Source organism: Paenibacillus nanensis (assembly GCF_003583765.1).
Lineage (GTDB): Bacteria > Bacillota > Bacilli > Paenibacillales > Paenibacillaceae > Pristimantibacillus > Pristimantibacillus nanensis.
The window spans coordinates 242,714-261,033 of record NZ_QXQA01000003.1; the positions used below are offsets into that span (position 1 = coordinate 242,714).

General features: G+C 53.3%; 18 protein-coding genes. 12 read left to right on the forward strand and 6 right to left on the reverse strand.

Going from position 1 to position 18,320, the window contains the following annotated elements; genetic code table 11:
• Positions 1–293 precede the first annotated feature (293 nt).
• From D3P08_RS07415 to D3P08_RS07425, 3 genes are read left to right on the forward strand one after another with little or no spacing between them, the layout of a single operon-like run.
• A complete protein-coding gene (locus tag D3P08_RS07415; RefSeq protein WP_119598864.1) occupies positions 294–1,664 on the forward strand; it encodes an ammonium transporter in 1,371 nt (456 codons plus the stop codon).
• Between the two features lie 43 nt (positions 1,665–1,707).
• On the forward strand, positions 1,708–2,778 hold the full coding sequence (locus D3P08_RS07420; RefSeq protein ID WP_119598865.1) for a DUF294 nucleotidyltransferase-like domain-containing protein: 1,071 nt from the start codon (positions 1,708–1,710) through the stop codon (positions 2,776–2,778).
• A gap of 21 nt (positions 2,779–2,799) precedes the next feature.
• Positions 2,800–3,534: a 3'-5' exonuclease gene (locus D3P08_RS07425; protein ID WP_119598866.1), complete on the forward strand. Its 735-nt coding sequence runs from the start codon at positions 2,800–2,802 to the stop codon at positions 3,532–3,534.
• Here the strand turns inward: D3P08_RS07425 and D3P08_RS07430 are convergent.
• Positions 3,520–3,948: a M67 family metallopeptidase gene (locus tag D3P08_RS07430; protein WP_162848391.1), complete on the reverse strand. Its 429-nt coding sequence runs from the start codon at positions 3,946–3,948 to the stop codon at positions 3,520–3,522. The genes D3P08_RS07425 and D3P08_RS07430 overlap by 15 nt on opposite strands.
• 220 nt (positions 3,949–4,168) lie before the next feature.
• Between D3P08_RS07430 and D3P08_RS07435 the strand changes: the two genes are divergently transcribed.
• Positions 4,169–4,702, forward strand: a complete 534-nt coding sequence (locus D3P08_RS07435) for a TlpA family protein disulfide reductase (RefSeq protein WP_119598868.1) — start codon at positions 4,169–4,171, stop codon at positions 4,700–4,702.
• A 63-nt stretch (positions 4,703–4,765) separates the two neighbouring features.
• Here D3P08_RS07435 and cimA read toward each other — a convergent pair whose 3' ends face one another.
• Positions 4,766–6,379, reverse strand: coding sequence for a citramalate synthase (gene cimA, locus D3P08_RS07440; protein WP_119598869.1), 1,614 nt, complete (start codon positions 6,377–6,379; stop codon positions 4,766–4,768).
• 206 nt (positions 6,380–6,585) lie between these two features.
• Here cimA and D3P08_RS07445 point away from each other — a divergent pair, with 206 nt between their 5' ends.
• The 5 genes from D3P08_RS07445 (at position 6,586) to yjbM (ending at position 12,007) form a co-directional block, all read left to right on the forward strand.
• Complete coding sequence (locus D3P08_RS07445; RefSeq protein ID WP_119598870.1) at positions 6,586–7,872, forward strand: DNA polymerase IV; 1,287 nt, start codon at positions 6,586–6,588, stop codon at positions 7,870–7,872.
• 77 nt (positions 7,873–7,949) lie between these two features.
• A complete protein-coding gene (locus D3P08_RS07450; RefSeq protein ID WP_119598871.1) occupies positions 7,950–8,192 on the forward strand; it encodes a ferredoxin in 243 nt (80 codons plus the stop codon).
• Positions 8,193–8,341: 149 nt separating this feature from the next.
• On the forward strand, positions 8,342–9,748 hold the full coding sequence (locus D3P08_RS07455) for a L,D-transpeptidase family protein (protein ID WP_162848392.1): 1,407 nt from the start codon (positions 8,342–8,344) through the stop codon (positions 9,746–9,748).
• A 339-nt stretch (positions 9,749–10,087) separates the two neighbouring features.
• A complete protein-coding gene (locus tag D3P08_RS07460) occupies positions 10,088–11,185 on the forward strand; it encodes a quinone-dependent dihydroorotate dehydrogenase (protein WP_119598873.1) in 1,098 nt (365 codons plus the stop codon).
• 18 nt (positions 11,186–11,203) lie between these two features.
• The gene (yjbM, locus tag D3P08_RS07465) at positions 11,204–12,007 is read left to right on the forward strand and encodes a GTP diphosphokinase (RefSeq protein WP_119598874.1); all 804 of its coding nucleotides are present in this window, start codon (positions 11,204–11,206) and stop codon (positions 12,005–12,007) included.
• 91 nt (positions 12,008–12,098) lie between these two features.
• On the opposite strand, the gene D3P08_RS07470 is transcribed toward yjbM, so the two are convergent.
• Both D3P08_RS07470 and D3P08_RS07475 read right to left on the reverse strand, forming a co-directional pair.
• Positions 12,099–12,626 (reverse strand): PCYCGC motif-containing (lipo)protein, encoded by a 528-nt coding sequence (locus D3P08_RS07470; RefSeq protein WP_119598875.1) that lies wholly within the window; start codon positions 12,624–12,626, stop codon positions 12,099–12,101.
• Complete coding sequence (locus tag D3P08_RS07475; RefSeq protein WP_240647354.1) at positions 12,626–13,150, reverse strand: thioredoxin family protein; 525 nt, start codon at positions 13,148–13,150, stop codon at positions 12,626–12,628. Before D3P08_RS07475 ends, D3P08_RS07470 begins: the two co-directional genes overlap by 1 nt.
• A 134-nt stretch (positions 13,151–13,284) precedes the next feature.
• Here D3P08_RS07475 and D3P08_RS07480 point away from each other — a divergent pair, with 134 nt between their 5' ends.
• The 3 genes from D3P08_RS07480 to D3P08_RS07490 are packed head-to-tail and all read left to right on the forward strand — an operon-like array spanning position 13,285 to position 16,407.
• Positions 13,285–14,817, forward strand: a complete 1,533-nt coding sequence (locus D3P08_RS07480) for an RsmB/NOP family class I SAM-dependent RNA methyltransferase (RefSeq protein ID WP_119598876.1) — start codon at positions 13,285–13,287, stop codon at positions 14,815–14,817.
• A gap of 1 nt (position 14,818) precedes the next feature.
• The gene (locus tag D3P08_RS07485) at positions 14,819–15,577 is read left to right on the forward strand and encodes a pseudouridine synthase (RefSeq protein ID WP_119598877.1); all 759 of its coding nucleotides are present in this window, start codon (positions 14,819–14,821) and stop codon (positions 15,575–15,577) included.
• A gap of 26 nt (positions 15,578–15,603) precedes the next feature.
• Entirely contained in the window at positions 15,604–16,407 is an 804-nt protein-coding gene (locus D3P08_RS07490) for a Cof-type HAD-IIB family hydrolase (RefSeq protein WP_206098930.1), read from the forward strand.
• Positions 16,408–16,497: 90 nt separating this feature from the next.
• Here the strand turns inward: D3P08_RS07490 and D3P08_RS07495 are convergent, their stop codons facing one another.
• Positions 16,498–16,587, reverse strand: a complete 90-nt coding sequence (locus D3P08_RS07495; protein WP_119598878.1) for a sporulation protein YjcZ — start codon at positions 16,585–16,587, stop codon at positions 16,498–16,500.
• Positions 16,588–16,744: 157 nt separating this feature from the next.
• Complete coding sequence (locus D3P08_RS07500; RefSeq protein ID WP_119598879.1) at positions 16,745–18,277, reverse strand: DEAD/DEAH box helicase; 1,533 nt, start codon at positions 18,275–18,277, stop codon at positions 16,745–16,747.
• Between the last annotated feature and the right edge of the window lie 43 nt (positions 18,278–18,320).

The window sequence follows — 18,320 nt, forward strand, 5'->3', positions numbered from 1 at the left end:
ACATGACCTTCCATGACGGAGCTTGATCCTCACTTAATATATATATAGGAAGGCTCGGAACGTTCGGCTTAAGCGGGAAAAGCCTTGTAAAAGCGAAGGATAGGAGAAAGAATTCACTAAAAATTAGGCGAATATCGTGAAATTCCTAACGTTCGTGTTAGATTTTGTGCCGAACGTTAGATTTTTTTTGTAAATATTTAAAATGCGTATTGTCAAAGTAAGCTCTTCTGACTATAATGACATTAAGTCTTTCGTCATGTGTTAGAAAACATAACATTAAAGGAGTGGTCGTATTGATTAAGAAGACTTTTCTTGCGTTAGGGTTGATGACAATCCTATTCCCGGTAGTCGCATTTGCTGCGGGGCCGGACGGCGCAACGCTGAACATGGGATTAAACTCTCTCTGGGTAATGCTGGCATTCATTCTCGTTCTTCTGATGCAAGGCGGATTCATTCTTCTCGAAGCGGGCTCCACTCGCATGAAAAATGCGGGGCACGTTGCAGGCAAAACGATCTTTACCGTAGGACTTGCGGCCCTGATCTATTGGGCGATCGGCTATGGCATCGCGTTTGGCGGGGATAGCGCAATCGCCAAGTTTATCGGATGGGGCGATTTCTTCTTCAACCCGGCAACGGCGGCCGACGTGGCAGCTGGCGATAATTATCCGAACGGCGTATTCTTCCTGTTCCAGCTTGCTTTTGCGGCGATTTCGCTGTCGATCGCATGGGGCGGCTTCGCAGAACGCGCGAAACTGGCATCATACATTGTGTTTACGATATTTTTCATCGGATTCATTTATCCGGTTGTCGCTCACTGGATTTGGGGCGGCGGATGGCTCGCGAATGACGGCGCGCAAGACTTCGCAGGCTCCACAGTCGTTCACTTGACGGGAGCCATTGCAGCCTTCGTTGCGACGGTATTGCTCAAGCCTCGTATCGGCAAATTCAATAAAGACGGCTCTGCTAACGAAATTTTGGGACATAACCAAGTGTACACCGCTTTGTCGGTATTGCTGCTATGGGTAGGCTGGTTCGGCTTTAACGCCGGTTCTACCGTATCGATTGGCGACGGCTTCTTCACTTATGTAGCGTTTACGACGATGCTCGGCGCCGGCGCCGGCGGCGTGGCTGCTCTTCTCATTTCTTGGGCGGTTACCGGCAAAGCCGACATTACAGCGATGCTGAACGGTACGTTGGCGGGTCTGGTCGCCATTACGGCATCCTGCGCGTTCGTTGATCCATGGGCTGCAGTCGTTATCGGTCTGGTAGCTGGCGTGCTTGTCTTCTACAGCGTAAAAATGTTCGAAAAATTCAAAGTGGACGATCCCATCTACGCTTTATCCGTACACGGCATGGCAGGTATTTGGGGGACGCTTGCGAACGGTATCTTCGCGACACAAGCTCTTGCCGACAAGGTCGGCATCGGCCAAGGCGGTCTGATTGATACGGGCAGCTGGAAGCAGCTTTGGGTTCAGTTCGAATCCGTCGTCGTCTGCGGCGCATTCGTTCTGGTCGCTTCCTTCATCGTGCTCGGCGTTATGAAAATGATCATGGGCTTCCGCGTTACGGAAGAGCAAGAAATTATCGGTCTTGACCTCAGCGAGCACGGCGCTTATGGTTATCCTGAGCAACTGAAAAAACCAGGTCAAGGCATTCATGGTTAAGGCTTAACCATTGGCGATACTGACCGAAGGGAGAGAGCGGGGCATGAGTGATCCGACGCGCTCGCAGATTGCCAAAAAGATCGCTTCGGCTGATCAGGTTGACGTGCTGCGCAGCTTGCGAGATCAAATGCACGAGCAAATGAAGGCTCTCCTCCCCGCCAGGCCGGTCGAACAATTAAATGAACAATTAAATGAATTGCACGACGCCATCATTTCGAAGGCGGTCGCGCTCTCAGAAGCGGAAATGGCACGGTCGGGGAAAGGATCTCCCCCCGTGCCATACGCATATGTATTGTTCGGCAGCGGAGGCAGGAAGGAGCAGACGTTGTCCAGCGACCAGGACAGCGGGGTCGTGTATGCGGATCCGGAAGGCGGCAATCAAGAGGAAATCGCTTTATACTTTCAGCAATTATGCAAGCTTATCGTCAAGCATTTAATCGAAATCGGTTATCCGCCCTGCGAGGGCAATGTGCTCAGCGATAATCCGGATTGGTGTCTCTCGCTTAGCGGCTGGGGCCAGAAGCTGGAGGGATGGTTTCGCGAACCGGCTTGGGAATCGGTGCGGTATTTGCTCATCATCGCGGATGGACGCCGCGTGTACGGGGATGAGCGATTAGTCGACGCCCTGAAGGATATGTTTTATACGGATACGTTAAGTCATCCGGTCATTATCAAACGAATGATCGAAAATACGATGCGCCACAAGGTGCTAGTAGGGATATTCGGCCAGCTGCTGAAAGAGAGATACGGCGAAGACGCGGGCAGCCTGGATATCAAGTATGGCGCTTATATCCCAATGGTAAATTCGATTCGGATGCTCGCGATTCAATCCGACATACGAGCCACCTCGACCCTGGAGCGAATTCGAAGGCTGGTGGAGGCGGGGAAATTGTCTGCGGAGGACGGCAAAGCGTACGAGCAGGCTTTCCGGTTCATTCTCAGGCTGCGATTGATGACAACGGAGCTGGCGGAGGACGGCGTTTACGCGAACAACGGGAAGCTGCACAGCAGCAAGCTGACAAAAGAGATGACCGACGAGCTTAAGAGCAGCTTGAAGCAGGGGAAGCGATTGCAGCGTTTTGTGTACAGGCAGGCGGTAGGCAGGCTGATGTAAGAGTAAGGCGGTGGTACTAAAATGAAGGAACAAAAAGGCGTAGGCCGAATGTGGAGCTTATACAAAATGGGAGGCGTTACGCCTGCTATCGCATCCATGCTTGGTTCGCAAAACGCGCAGCAAATGGCTTTTATCCGCAACGCCAATCGAGAACAGCGCAAGCAGTCGATGATAGATACTCCTTTAATGGACTTGGACATGGTCGTGTTTGACCTGGAAACGACGGGCTTTAATCCGAACAACGGCGACGAAATTCTTTCTTTCGGCGCTGTTGTCGTTCGCGGCGGGAAACGGGTGGAGGGTGAAACCTTCTATCGTTTAGTAAACCCGAAGCGGACGGTCCCGAAAGCGATTGAGGAGTTAACGGGCATTACGAATGAAATGGTGCAGGACGCCCAAGATTTGATGACCGTGCTGCATGATTTTATGGTGTTTATCGGGCGGCGGTTATTAATCGCTCACGCGGCCGGTCACGATAAGCAATTCCTGAATGCGGCATTGTGGAAGACGTCCAAAGTGAATTTGAATCATCGTGTTCTGGACACGATGATGATTGCGAAATGGCTCGAGCCCGGAAGAGAAAGCTACGGGCTGGATGAGCTGCTGATGAGCTCAGGTATCCCCATCACGCAGCGCCATCACGCGCTGGAGGATGCCATGATGACAGCAGAGCTTTGGAGCAAATATTTGGCACGTATTCTCGAACGTAATGTCACGACGCTTGGGGACTTATACGCTTATTTAAGCAAGCACTAATAATAGAGGCTCGAACCGGTCGTTGACGCTTCGGTACGGCTGAATAACCGGTGTCGGTTGTTTGAATGAAATAATCCAATAGGTTAACGAGGAATCGTGAATCATGCCCTTCAGATCCCGAGCCGAAGGCACCGGATCGGAGCATGGATGCGAATGATAGAAGCCGACAAGCTGTTGTCGGTTTTTTTGCATGGCAAAAAAAACTTCCGTCCAACTGGCGGGATGGAAGGCGAAGGATTGCAGACGGTTCTCATGCGCGTTCGTAACAGGGATGAACCGGTCAATATGCGCAGAATGCTCGCCGCGCGCCAGAACTCCGCAAGCCTCCTCAGGCAGCGCGAGCCGGCAGGCATCAATCAGCTGCTCGTATACGGTTCTTACCATCGTAACGGAATGTTCGCTCGTGCTTGTCAAAGGCCAGCCTCCTAGGAAGATGCTTATACTTGCAGTATATCGGAAGCGGGCAGGTATGAATAGAGCGTGGAAAACCGAAAATGATAAGGAGAGATTGACGGTTTTATGGCTATTCTCTCCGCCGTATTGAGCTTCGTTTCGGCGCGTGATACGATGATCCTTGTATATAATGGATGAAAAGCTTGGAAGGAAAGAGATAGGGGAAACGAAGGGAGCTATCATGAGAAAAGTTGCAGCATTGTTAATTATCGCGTTTTTTTTCGCCGGATTAGCGATTTATCAATATAATCAAGACGATTCCGTAACCGAGGAGACGTCGGCCTCGGCGTTTAAGCCGAAAGCAGGCTTTCAGGCGGCAGCCTTCGAGCTTCCGGACTTGAACGAGCAAATGGTTGAAATCGGAGGCAAGGGGGAGAAGTTAACCTTCGTCAATTTCTGGGCCTCTTGGTGCGGCCCCTGCGAGCTTGAGGCCCCCGATCTTCAAAAGCTTCATGAGAACTATGGAGACCGCATGACGCTCCTCGGGGTAAACGCAACGAAATTTGACAAGGAACGCGCGGCGCGACAGTTCGTGGAGGAGCATGGCTTTACATTCCCGATCCTGATGGACCGCCCGGGCGATGTAACGGAGCTGTATAAAGTCAATACGTTTCCTACCAGCTTCTTGATCGACTCCGAGGGCGTGATTCGCGAACGGATCAACGGCGTCATCACCTATGAGGAATGGGAACGGATCTTGGACAAATATTTGTAAGGAAAAAAGCTGTCACATCGGATATGGCCTTCGCCGCTCCGATATGACAGCTTTTTTGTTGGGTCAATGATTCACGAGACCTTGTCGCTCATGCGTTTCGGTTACACCCGTCTCTACTTTATCCATGCCAAGCAGCGCGTACCGGATACTGCCGAGGAGCGCCTCCCAGCTGGCTTCGATAACGTTGCTGGATACGCCGACGGTGCTCCACGTATTATCCAGGCCCGTCGATTCGACAAGTACCCGGACTTTAGCCGCCGTAGCGTCTTTTTCGTCAATGACGCGAACCTTGTAGTCCGACAGGTGGAACTGCTCGATTTTCGGATAGAACTGCACCAGCGCTTTGCGAAGCGCGTTATCCAGAGCGTTCACGGGTCCGTTGCCTTCCGCAGCCGTATACACCTGCTGGCCGTCTACGTTGATTTTGACGATAGCCTCGGAGATCATGCCGGCATTCGTTTTTTCCACATGCATCTTAAACGATTCGACCGTAAAAATCTCCTTCATATCGGTAAAGGCTTCCCGAAGCAATAGCTCGAGCGAAGCGTCGGCGCCTTCAAACTGGTATCCTTGATGTTCAAGTTCCTTGATCTGCTCGATAATCTGCTTTGTTTTTTCGTTGTTGGCGTTAACATCGAGACCAAGCTCGACGGCTTTGGATATAATATTACTCTGACCGGCAAGCTCGGATACAAGGATCCGCTGCTTATTGCCGACAAGTTCAGGCTGAATATGCTCATACGTTTTGGAATCCTTCATAATGGCGGATACATGGATACCGCCTTTATGCGCGAATGCCGCGTTGCCGACATACGCCTGACCGACCGGCATATGGACGTTCGCGATCTCGCTCACATAACGCGCGGTGCTGGTCAGCGTGCGAAGACGCTCTTCCGGCAAGCAGTCGTATCCCATCTTCAATTGAAGGTTCGGGATAATGGAGCACAGATTGGCGTTGCCGCATCGTTCGCCGTACCCGTTGATCGTCCCCTGCACTTGGGTGGCCCCGGCCTGTACGGCTGCGAGCGAGTTCGCGACGGCGAGCTCGCAATCGTTATGGGTATGAATACCGATCGGTGCGGTCAATTCCGATCTGACGCGCGAGACGATGTCGTAAATTTCATTCGGGAGCGTACCGCCGTTCGTGTCGCAAAGCACCAGCCAATCGGCGCCCGCATCCTGCGCTTTGCGCAGCGCGGCAATGGCGTACTCCGGGTTATGCTTGAAGCCGTCGAAGAAATGCTCGGCATCGTACATCGCTTCCATACCGCTTCGCTTCAAGAAAGCAAAGGACTCGTAGATCATCGCGAGATTTTCTTCCAGCGTCGTCTGCAAGGCGGTATGTACGTGGAAGTCCCATGCTTTGCCTACAAGGGTCGCGGCGGGAACGCCGGATTCCACGATGCGGAGCAGGCTGGCGTCGTGCTCGGCGATCGAGTTTTTTCGTCTGGTGCTCCCGAATGCCGTAATGCGGGAGCTAAGCTTTAACGCTTTTACCCGTTGGAAAAATTCGATATCTTTGCTGTTGCTGCCTGGATTGCCGCCTTCAATATAATGAACGCCTAAAGCATCGAGCTTCTGGGCAATTTTCAGTTTGTCGTCTGCGGACAGGCTGATCCCTTCGCCTTGCGTTCCGTCACGCAGCGTCGTGTCAAAGATCGAGATGTTAGCGGACATGATAGGTCGCCTCCTTCACTGATGGCCATTACAAATCATAATTCATGATTATAACACTTTATTCGTTTAAAGTAGAGGGGGGATAAGCATTTTCACGATTTTTTCGCGGATTTCTTAACATTGACTTGTTCCTCCGTCCATTATATGCTGAGAGAAATGGGAACGGATATACGTATTTTTCGGAAATCGGCGGTGAAGCATGAGCAATGAACGATGTGAAGGATTTTTACCCGGCCAAAGGCAGAGTCATTATTCATTTGGACATGAACGCGTTTTATTGTTCTGTGCATGAAGCGGAAGAGCCGGAATATTATAAGGATAAGCCCACTGCAGTATCGGGCAGCATAGAGCAGAGGAAAGGCATCATCGTCACCAGCTCCTACACGGCGAGGAAAAAAGGTGTAAAAACGGGAATGGCGGTAAAGCAGGCGCTAAAGCTATGTCCGGATCTGATCCTGATCAAGCCTGATTTCAACCTATACCGGAAATATTCGCACGGCTTCATGTCAATCGCCCGGCAATTTACGCCTCAGGTGGAGCCCGTCTCGATTGATGAATGCTATATGGATATAACAGGCTCGAAGCTGCTTGGGACGCCGCTGGAGATCGCGGAGACGCTGCAGAAGCGCATTATGTCCGAGTGGAGGCTGCCATGCTCCATCGGGCTAGCGCCGAATAAGCTGCTTGCGAAGATGGCGTCCGATATGAAGAAGCCGATGGGTCTTACGGTGCTCAGGCTGAGAGATGTGCCGAAGCTTCTGTGGGATAAACCATGCGGAACGTTATTTGGAGTAGGGAGCAAAACGGCGGATAAGCTGTCGAAGCTGAATATCCATACGATCGGACAGCTCGCATCCGCAGATGAAACGATGCTGATCAAGCAGTTTGGCGTGATGGGCGCGTGGATGAAATCGGCCGCGCACGGCATCGACCATTCTCCGGTCAATCCGAACCGCGAGCAGAGCAAATCGATCGGCCACACGACGACGCTGCCGTCTGATGTGACGGAGCAGGACGATGTATTCCGTATCCTGCTCAATCTGTCCGATCAGACATGCAGAAGGCTGCGCCGGCAGAAGCTGGTCGCTTCCACCGTTCAAATTACGATCCGCAGACCGGATATGACCACGATTACGCGTTCTCAGACGCTAGGAGCACCGACGCAGTCGACGGAGGACGTCAATCGGGAAGCGCGTAAGCTGTTCCTGCGCCACTGGAAGCTCGGCGATCCGATCAGGCTGCTTGGCGTCACGCTGCAAAATCTTGCTCCGGCTGAAAGCACAGCGATGCAGCTCGATTTGTTCAGCTATGAAGAGCAGCCCAAGAAGGAGGCTTTGACGAAGGCGATGGACGCTCTCCGAGACCGGTTCGGCGAAGGCGCGGTGCTTACCGCAGGGATGTTGGGAGATGATCCTTCCGCACTGATACGGAACAAACGAATTCGGGGCACATCCTTGCAAAAAGACGATAGTTTGTTATATATTGATGATTGAGGAACCAAGCTGTATGTAGAACTTATAATGTAGAATAGACGGAATAATTCCGTATTCGATAAGGAGGGAATATGACCATGGCTAAGTACACATGGGTAGAGAAAGATACCTGTATCGCTTGTGGCGCATGCGGCGCGACAGCTCCGGATATTTATGATTATGACGATGAAGGTTTGGCTGAAGTCATCTTCAATGGCGACGGCAACCGCGGCAACACCGAGATCCCGGAAGACATGTATGATGACCTGCAGGATGCCTGCGACGGATGTCCGACGGATTCCATCAAAATCGCTGACGAACCGTTTAACGCCGAAGGTTAATTTTATAGAAATGATCCCGCTCTCCCTGGCCGATTGAAGGCCGGGGAGAGTTTTTTTGTGGATATAACAGCATGGGAAAGAAGTCCCTTGAAGAAAACATTTCCAAAACCGATATAAAAAGCAGGACTTGTTTGGTTGGAGGGAAAAGGATGGATAAGCCGGAGGATTTACTCTATTTGAAGCAATTCGTGAAGCAGCATCCTGATAATAAAATGGGCTGGTACCTGCTTGGCAAGCATTATTTGGAGGCAGGCAAGGAAGGCAAGGCGAATTATTGCTTTATTCAGGCTGGCGATATCTACGAGGCGTTCGAGCAGGAAGCGCATCCGCTTGCGGAACGGGAACTGGAGCAGCTGAAGGAATGGGGAAGGCTTCAAAAAAAGAAGCGGCTGACCCGCAAGGTTGTAATCGCCCTGATTCCGCTTTTGCTTGCCGCGCTCTTGGTGCCGTTAAGTGACTTTAAGAACAAAAGCGCCGAAAGCCCGGCATCGACATCGTCAGGGCTAGAGCCACAGCTTGGCGTTGTCATTGTGCCGCAGCAAATCGGACAGCCGATTGGTTATGCCATGGATACGATTATTAAAGCAGGCGGCGACGCACCCGACTTATCGATTGCAATACGCCTTCAGGAGAAGGATGGCTGGGCGCAGTGGAACGGAAGGATGAAGCCTCTGCTTTCCGTTCAGCGGGAGAAGAGCGGCAGCGATAAAATGGATGTCTCGATGCATGACCGCGAGACATGCTTGTGCGTTCCGGGCGACGGCTCGGCCGTAAAGGATGCCTACCGGAAATGGAAGAGCGCGCAAGAGATGCATTGGACGTTAGCCAGCGGCATCCATCACTTTCGTCGGTTATATGGGAAGTGGCCTGCAGCGCTCGAGGAGCTGATCAGACCTTATCCGCAAAACATCCTGGCAGGCGAAGGGGAAGGCATGAAGGAATCGTTCCCTTATGTTCTGGCGAAGCTGAAACAGGTTGATGCAGCGGGGAAAACGGAACGCGTGGACGGCCAATCTTCCGGCAGCACGAAGGCGAGTCACGGCCAGAACGGCGAAAAACAAGGCGCCTCTCGGACCCCGATCGGGACGAACGGACTATTCCAGGCGGAATGGAGCAAGCCGCTCGAAATTGTTGTGGATGTGTCCAGCCATCAGCTTGCGGTTGTGCAGGGGGATATGGTGATCCGCAGCTATAAGGTCGGGCTTGGCGGAGACCGGACGCCGGAAGGAAGCTTCTATATTAGTGAGAAGGTTCGGGATCCGAACGGTACAGAAGACGGGATATTCGGTAGCCGGGGCATGACGCTTTCGGATACGCTTTATGCGATTCACGGCACGGACGATCCGGACAGCATCGGCAAGGATGAATCCTTAGGCTGCATTCGTATGCGGAAAGCGGATGTGGAGGAGCTGTACGACGTGGTGCCGCTGGGAACAAAAGTAACGATTAAAAACGGGACTTTTCCGTCCGAGCTGAAGCCTTCAGCCGAACGATTCCGGCTGGAGCCAAAGGAGAACGAAACAAATCCCGTAAAGGTTTATCGATGGCTGTCGTAAAAAATACTGATTTATGAAGTGAAAATTAAGAGCAACGCAATCGCAACGAAGACGACGCCAACAATGGAGCTGACCCATATGATCGCTTTCTTGTTCACTTCTTCTTTTGGTTTCGTTTTAAGGGTGGCTGGCTTTTTTTTGGGTGCGCCCATTTCAATCAACCTTTCTATACGATTTTCGTAAGACGAGCTATAGCCTCATTGTAATCGTTTTCTGCAGCTGCCGCAATACAGAAAGGGCGCGCTTGGGTGTCTGATCGCCCTTGCAAGCTCTTTTCTTTTTTCATCAAAAGGGATAAACTGAAGCGTAGAGCATACATAGCGGAACGGAGTGAAAGGATTGCTTTATACTTCATTATTAAAACCGATTTTTTTCAAGTTGGACCCCGAGAAAGCCCATCATCTTGTCATTGACGGATTAGCATCGGCAGGCCGAATTCCAGGGATGACAGGCTTACTTCACGCCATGTACGGCGTACCCGAATCGCCAGAGCTTCGAACGGAGCTGCTGGGCATGAGCTTTCCGCATCCGGTGGGATTGGCGGCTGGTTTGGATAAAAACGGGAAAGCGCCGGACGCCTTCTCCAGCATCGGGCTTGGCTTCGCCGAGGTCGGAACGGTGACGCCTAAGGGACAAGCGGGCAATGAGCAGCCGCGCCTGTTCCGTCTTCCGCCGGACGAAGCGCTTATTAATCGGATGGGTTTTAATAATGACGGCGCCGAGGCGATGGCGGCAACGCTGGCCAAGCGCAAAATTCACCGCATACCGATCGCCGTAAACATCGGCAAAAATAAAGTAACGCCAAACGAGCTCGCGCATGAGGATTACCAAGCATGTATTCGCGCTTTATATGACCACGGCGACTTTTTTGTCGTCAACATCAGTTCGCCGAATACGCAAGGGCTTCGAGATCTCCAGCACGGCGAAGAGCTGCGGAAGCTTCTTGGGGCCGTTATGGAAGAGATTAAGAAGCAGGCTGCGAGCCGAAGCGCAAAGCCGAAGAACGTGATGGTCAAGATCGCGCCGGATATGTCGGATGAGGAGCTGCAGCATACAGTAGCGACGATTATGGACAGCGAAGTATCCGGGATCATCGCAACGAACACCACCTTATCGCGGGATGGATTGACGCACGTGCATGCGGCCGAGACGGGCGGCTTAAGCGGCAAGCCGCTAACGCGCCGGTCGACGGAGGTCATTCGCGCCGTATACCGGCAGACTGGCGGGCAGATGCCAATTATTGGTTCAGGCGGCATTTTTACGGCGCAAGACGCATACGATAAAATTCGCGCGGGAGCATCACTCGTTGAAATTTATACCGCACTTATCTATAAAGGACCCGAACTGCTGCGCGAACTGACAACAGGACTTAAAGAATGTTTGCGCAAGGACGGCTACCGTCATATCTCCGAAGCAGTAGGGGCAGATCATCGTTAGAAACAGGAGGCGGCCGGGATGGATGGACGAGACTGGAGTTTATTTCTACAGCCATACGAACAAGCGGTTGAGGAGCTGAAAGTAAAGTTCAAGACGATGCGGATGGAGCTTAAGGTAAGAGAAGCTTATGCGCCGATCGAATTCGTAACAGGCCGGGTAAAACGGATATCCAGCATTTTGGAGAAAGCGAAAAGGCTTAACGTTGCCTCGGATCAGCTGGATACCGGCATCGAGGATATCGCGGGCATCCGGATTATGTGCCAATTCGTTGACGATATTCACCGAGTGGCCGAGCTGATTCGCAACCGCAAAGATTTGCAGGTTGTCTATGAGAAGGATTACATTACAAACTATAAGGAAAGCGGCTACCGCAGCTTTCATATTATCGTCAAATATCCTGTTCAGACGGCGCTCGGCTACACAGAGGTGCTGGCAGAAATCCAAATTCGCACGCTGGCCATGAACTTTTGGGCAACCATCGAGCATTCGCTTCATTATAAATTCAAGGAAAGCCTGCCTGACGAGGTGCGGGACAGGCTGAAGAAAGCGGCGGAAGCCGCGTTCCTGCTCGACAACGAGATGACCAGTATCCGGAAGGAAATATTAGACGCGCAGACGGAATTCGAGGAGCAGTCCAACGTGGTGTCTCGTGTGCTGAACGGCATTCAGGATCTTTATTTCTACCACCGGGTTCGCGAGGCCGCTCAATTCCAGATGAAGTTTAACGAGCAGTTCGAGCAAGGGGATTACGCAGGGTTAAGCGCGCTTGCTGGCGATATCGCCGCTGCGATTGCCAGGGCCAAAAAAGGATCAACCGAATAAGGCTCCGCAAACGAAAAACCTCCGGTCCCGCTGTCATCGCGGATTCACCGGAGGTTTTGATTACCTAAGGATTGAATAATAGTAGGCAAAACTAGCCGGCCTGCTTGTTCGGTTTGAACTTGGCGTTAATGGCCGCCAATATCTCTTCAGCCGTTTTGCCTTGCTTGCTTAAGGCGACCACTTCCTCCATCTCCATCTTGCATATACCGCAGCCTGTACTATGATCCGTCCAGGTTACGCTGCCGTCGTCGCCGGGCAATTCAGCCCAGTAACAGCGGAGGAGGGAATCGTGGGGCTCGTCGATGGCCGTGCCTTCCATGCAGCCGCAGTAGCACGGGAGACCGCTCATCAGGTCCATATGATTGTGGACCTCCGAATAAAGATCTTTGGATAATTGCGTATGGTCGTCCAGAAAGCCGGGAAGTGTCGTTGCCGAAGAGGTCTCTTCCCAAGTTTCCGAGCCATGCAGATGGGCGGAGCCGCCATCGTCGGCCGTCCCGCATGCCGCAAGCAGCGTAATAAAAGCAAATCCGAAAAGCAGCGTGTACATAATCGTTCTGGCCGTGGAGCCGGCGTCGCGACGGACCGCTTCCTTCGAATGATTGACGGAGCCGTTCATCACGGGGTTTCAGCTCCCGCATATTTTTCGAAAAACGCTCTATAATCGTCGATGGTGTGTCCAGCTGTCATTCCCTCTTCGCGGATACCGCCTTCCAAACGATCCACTTCGACTCCGTCTTGGAAATAGACAAGCGTCGGCGTATACTCTATGTTCATCTTCGTCTGGTAGGTCGGGAATTCAAGCACGTTGAACATAGGCAAATCAACGTTCAGCTCTTGAGCAAGGGGCACGAGATGAGGCGTTGTCGCTTTACAATATTGGCATGTGGATGAGAACATATAAGCGAAGAAATCTTCCTTGTCCGCGATCCGCTTGTCCAGTTCATCCGGCAATATGATATTCTGATAATTAGGATCATCCAGCAATGCGCGGGTAGCGGGATTTAAATCGTTCAGCGGCATGCCGTACAGCTTGCTGTCCCCGCCCATGTTGCTTAAAGCATAAATGCCGCCGAATAAAACGACGATGATGCCGATGTACACATAGATCATACCGGACTTTTTCTTTTTCTTACTCTTCACAAATTCATACCTCCGCTTCTATTAAAATGACAGCGCAGTTCTTGCTGTGTCACTTACTTTTTATTATATACCAAAGCGGAGTGTGTTGGAAATGATACTACGTATGACATCTTAAGCAGGAGGAAAGGCGCAACATGATGGATTTGCCTATCAAATTTCTTGAAAAAATGAAGCTATTGCTTGGCAGCGAATTTGACGATTTTATGTCTTCTTACGACGCGCCGCGCGTTTATGGCCTCCGTATTAACCCGCTGAAGCTTAGCGTCAGCGAATGGCGGGAAATATCGCCGATGAAGGACCGCGTCAAGCCGATTCCATGGACGAAGGACGGTTTGTATTATACGGAGGAGGATCGTCCAGGACGCCATCCGCACTATAACGCGGGGCTGTACTACATTCAAGAGCCAAGCGCGATGCTGCCCGTGGAGCTGCTTGACGTGCAGCCCGGCAACCGCGTTCTTGATTTGTGCGCCGCTCCGGGCGGCAAATCGACTCAAATCGCGGGCAAGCTGATGGGCGAAGGCGTGATCGTCAGCAACGACAACGCGTTCGAGAGGACGAAGGCGCTTGCCAAAAACATCGAGCTGGCCGGCGTTAGAAACGCGGTTATTTTGAATGAGGAGCCGGCTAAGCTGGCGGAGGTGTTCGCGGAATGGTTCGACCGGATTCTCGTCGACGCGCCTTGCTCAGGCGAGGGGATGTTCCGCAAGGACGAGAATATGGCCGCTAGCTGGGAGAAGCATTCCGTCGTCAAATGCTCGATCATGCAGAAGGATATTTTGGCGCATGCGGCAGCCATGCTTGCGCCTGGCGGGAGGCTGGTGTATTCGACTTGCACCTTCTCGCCGGAGGAGAACGAGTCGCAGATTGCCGCTTTTTTGGCGGAGCATCCCGAATTCTATATTGAGCCGGTTCTTCCTCCCGGCGGCATAACGCAAGGACGCCAGGATTGGATCGACGAAGAAACGGCCGCAAAACTGGAGCCGGATCGGGCCGAGAGCCTGTCAGGCACCGTAAGGCTATGGCCGCACCTATTGGAAGGGGAAGGTCATTATGCCGCAGTGTTAAGGCGGCGAGGCGAGCGAAGCCGCGACGCATCGATCGCCGTCTCCGCAGCCGGATACCCCTTGGGCGATAAACGCGCAAATGCGAAAAGACCGGTTAAGCTGCGCGGAGCGTCTGCGAAGGCGCAGCGCACAAGCAAGCAAGCCGTAACGGAAGCCGATCCGAAGGAATCATGGGAAGCATTCGCGGAGAAGGAGCTGGCGCTTGACCGATCCGAGCTCGGAGAGCCGGTTGCATTCGGTTCGATCGTCTATTTGCAGCCTCAGGGCTTGCCTTCCTTGAACGGGCTAAAGATCGTTCGCGCCGGCTGGCTGGTGGGCGAGGCGAAAAAGGGCCGCTTCGCGCCTTCCCAAGCGCTGGCGATGGGTTTGAAGAGGGAAGAGGCGATCAGATCGCTGAACTGGAGCCCGGATGCGGAGGCGTTAAACCGTTACCTTAAAGGCGAAACCTTGTTTATCAACCAAGAGGATATCGCGCTTGCGGACGGCGCCGAGCCGAAAGGCTACGTACTTGTCTGCGCAGACGGCTACCCGGTCGGATGGGCGAAATACGTGGACGGCATGCTGAAAAACGAACTGGCGTCTGGCTGGAGGCGAATATAAAATGGCAGAGAAGCTGCGGATCGATAAGCTGCTCGCCCATATGGGCTATGGGACGCGCAGCGAGATAAAAAAAGCGGTGAAGCAAGGCAAGGTCACGGTGGACGGAAAGGCCGTCAAGGATAGCGGGCTAATCGTCGATCCTGCCGTTCAAACGGTAGCTTATGAAGGGGAAACGGTCGTATACCGGGACGTGATCTACTTGATGTTGAATAAACCGGCTGGCGTAATATCGGCGACGGAGGACGGAAGGGACAGGACGGTTATTGATTTGCTGGAGCCGGAGGACCGGCTTCTGAATCCCTTTCCCGTAGGCCGGCTTGATAAAGACACCGTCGGTCTGCTGCTGCTGACGAATGACGGGCAGCTGGCTCATGAGCTGCTGTCTCCGCGCAAGCATGTGGATAAAACGTATGAAGCATGGGTGCTTGGCGATGTGGGCGACGCGGACGCTTCAGCTTTTCGATCGGGCGTGGAGCTTGACGACGGGTATGTAACCATGCCTGCCGACCTTGCGGTGCTCGAGAAGCGGCAAGCAGATGAGGCCGAGGGGATGAAATCGCTGATCCGTTTGACGATACGGGAGGGGAAATTCCACCAGGTTAAGCGGATGTTCGAAGCCGTCGGCAAAAAAGTGCTGACGTTGAAGCGTATCTCGATGGGGCCGCTTACGCTGGATGAACAATTGGCGCAAGGCGAATACCGCGAGCTGACGGAGGAAGAAGTCGAACTGCTGCGCGCTCATAGAGGTAAAGAGAGATAATTGAAACCGGATGGAGATGGAGCGAAATGAGACTGGCCTATAATCTGATTGCGCTTGACGTGGACGGCACGCTGTTGACAGACGAGCATAAGCTTCCAAAGGATGTGAAGGAAGCGGTGCGAGAGGCTTCTACGGCAGGCGCGCAAATCGTCTTATGCACGGGGAGAGGCCCAATGGGCGCGTTTCCCGTTCTTGAGGAGCTTGGCTTGAGCGGAGTGCTGATCACGCATAACGGCGCGGCAACCGTAAGATCCGAGGACCGCGCGATCTTGTTCCAGTACGATATCGACAAAAAGGATTTAACCGATTTTATCGCATACTGCAAAGCTCAAGGCATTCATTATGATCTCAACACGGCTTTCGACATGATGGTGGAGCGCATGACGGACGAAGCGAAGGCGATGTACGCCCACCATAAAGTGGAGCCCATTGAAAGAAGCTTTGACGGTTCGCTGCCGGATGGGCTTGTGAAGTTCACCTTATTCGGAACGAAGGAGCAGATGGATGCGGTCCAGGCCGATTGGGCAAACCGGCCGACGAACCTGCAGCTGATCCGAAGCGGCGACTTATTCATCGACGTGCAAAATCCGGACGCCAGCAAAGGGACGGCGCTTCGCCGGCTGGCCGCTGAAATCGGGATCGGGCGGGAAAAAATTCTCGCCATCGGCAATTATTATAACGACATTTCGATGCTGGAGTTCGCCGGTCTCGGCATCGCCATGAGCAATTCGCCGGATGCGGTGAAGGATGCCGCGGATCTAACCGCGGGCTCGAACAATGAAGGCGGCGTCGCCGCAGCGCTCCGGACGCACGCCTGGACGCGGGAATAAACTTCAAAAACAATAGGACAGAGCAGGCTTAAGCCGCTCTGTCCTATTGTCATGCTGTAACATCTCAATATAGGTGCATTGGTTTGTTTATTACCAGAAAGTCCTCAATACGATGACCAAAAGAATAAACAGAACCAGGATTACACCTGTCGTCGTGTAGCCTCCATGTACACCGGACATGCCAATTCCTCCTAGACTGTATTTTTGAACCGAAGCGGGCCTGCAGGCTCTGGGTTAGGGCTTCCCCAACATTCGGTATACAGTATAGTATGAGATTTGCCCCAAAAGGTTTGGACAGCTGTCATGGTCCGGCTTGAATTGGGCGAATGCGAATTGATCAGCGTCCCCGTGTACGGGAACGACCGCCGCTTCTTCCGCCGGCGCTGCCTTTGGAAGCGCCCTGCCTGCCGCCGCCTTTCCCGTCGCGGCTCCTGCCGGTAGAGCTTCCGCTTCGTTTGCCGCCGCGAATTGCGTTTTTGTCGCCTTGCGCGAAACGAATATCCGCCTCGGTAATTTCCCACGGATTCGAAGAACGGCCGGAGGCTTTGCCAGCCGCTCGCCCGGCGCGCTGCTGCGATGCAGCCTCTGCGCCTGATCCGCCTGCTGCGCGGGCTTTCCCTTTGCCGCCGCCGCGTTGCTCGCCTGCGCCTCTTCCTGCCGCTTTTGCTCCGCGATCTCCGCGGCCTTCTCTGCCGCCTCGCTCCTCGCGTCCCGCATTCCGCTCTCGTCCGCCCCCTCTGGAAGTCAGCTCTCCGTCGCGTTCGATCGAACGATGCTCCAGCCTAGCGTTAATGCTGCGCTCGATGGAAGCTAGCTTGGAAGCGTCATATGGCGTAGCAAGCGTAACGGCCATCCCGGTTTGCCCCGCCCGGCCGGTTCTGCCGATGCGGTGGATATAGCTCTCGCCGTCGAGAGGCATATCGTAGTTGTACACATGCGTTACCCCTTCGACATCAAGCCCGCGCGCAGCGACGTCCGTCGCGACAAGCACCTGCAGCTTCGCGTCGCGGAACCGTTTCATCACCTGCTCGCGCTTCGCCTGCGTTAAATCGCCGTGCAATTCGTCCGACTCGAAGCCATGGTCCTGAAGCGCTTCGTTCAGTTTTTTGGCGCGAATCTTCGTCCGGCAGAAGATGACGGCGAGATAAGGGCTGTGCTGCTCGAGCAGCGTAATCAGCGCTTTCTGCTTGCCCCGGTCGGTCGTATCGACGACGAGCTGCTTGATGCTGTCGAGCGTAACGTTCGCGCTGCGGATTTGCACATCCTCCGGATCGTTCATATACTGACTCGCCAGCCTGCGGACAGCATCCGGCATCGTAGCGGAGAACAGCATGGTCTGACGCGCTTTCGGCGTCTGCATAATTATGCTCTCCACCTCGTTCAAAAAGCCCATATGAAGCATTTGATCCGCTTCGTCAAGCACAAGCATCGACAGCTTGCCGAGGCTGACCGTGCCGCGCGTCATATGGTCAATCAGCCGTCCCGGCGTCGCCACTACAATATGCGGCGCGCGCTGCAGCTTGCGGATTTGCGCCTCAACGTCTTGTCCACCGTACGCCGCAAGCACGTTCGCTTTAAAAGCGGGAGCCAGCTTCTTCAGCTCCGCCGTGATCTGAATCGCAAGCTCGCGGGTAGGCGTCAGGATTAGCGCCTGAACCTGTTCCTTCTGCACATTCACGCGTTCTAATATGGGCAGCGCGAATGCGAGCGTCTTGCCCGTGCCGGTCTGCGCCTGCGCGATAACGTCGTTTCCTTTCATCAATATCGGGATCGTCTGGCGCTGCACCGGGGTCGGCTCGCTGATGCCGTTTTGTTTCAATAAATCGGTAAGCTCCCGGGAGATCCCGAGTGCTTCAAATGCGTTAGACATGCTGGAAATTCCTCTCTTCATCTGAGCGTTTGAAAGTAAGTAT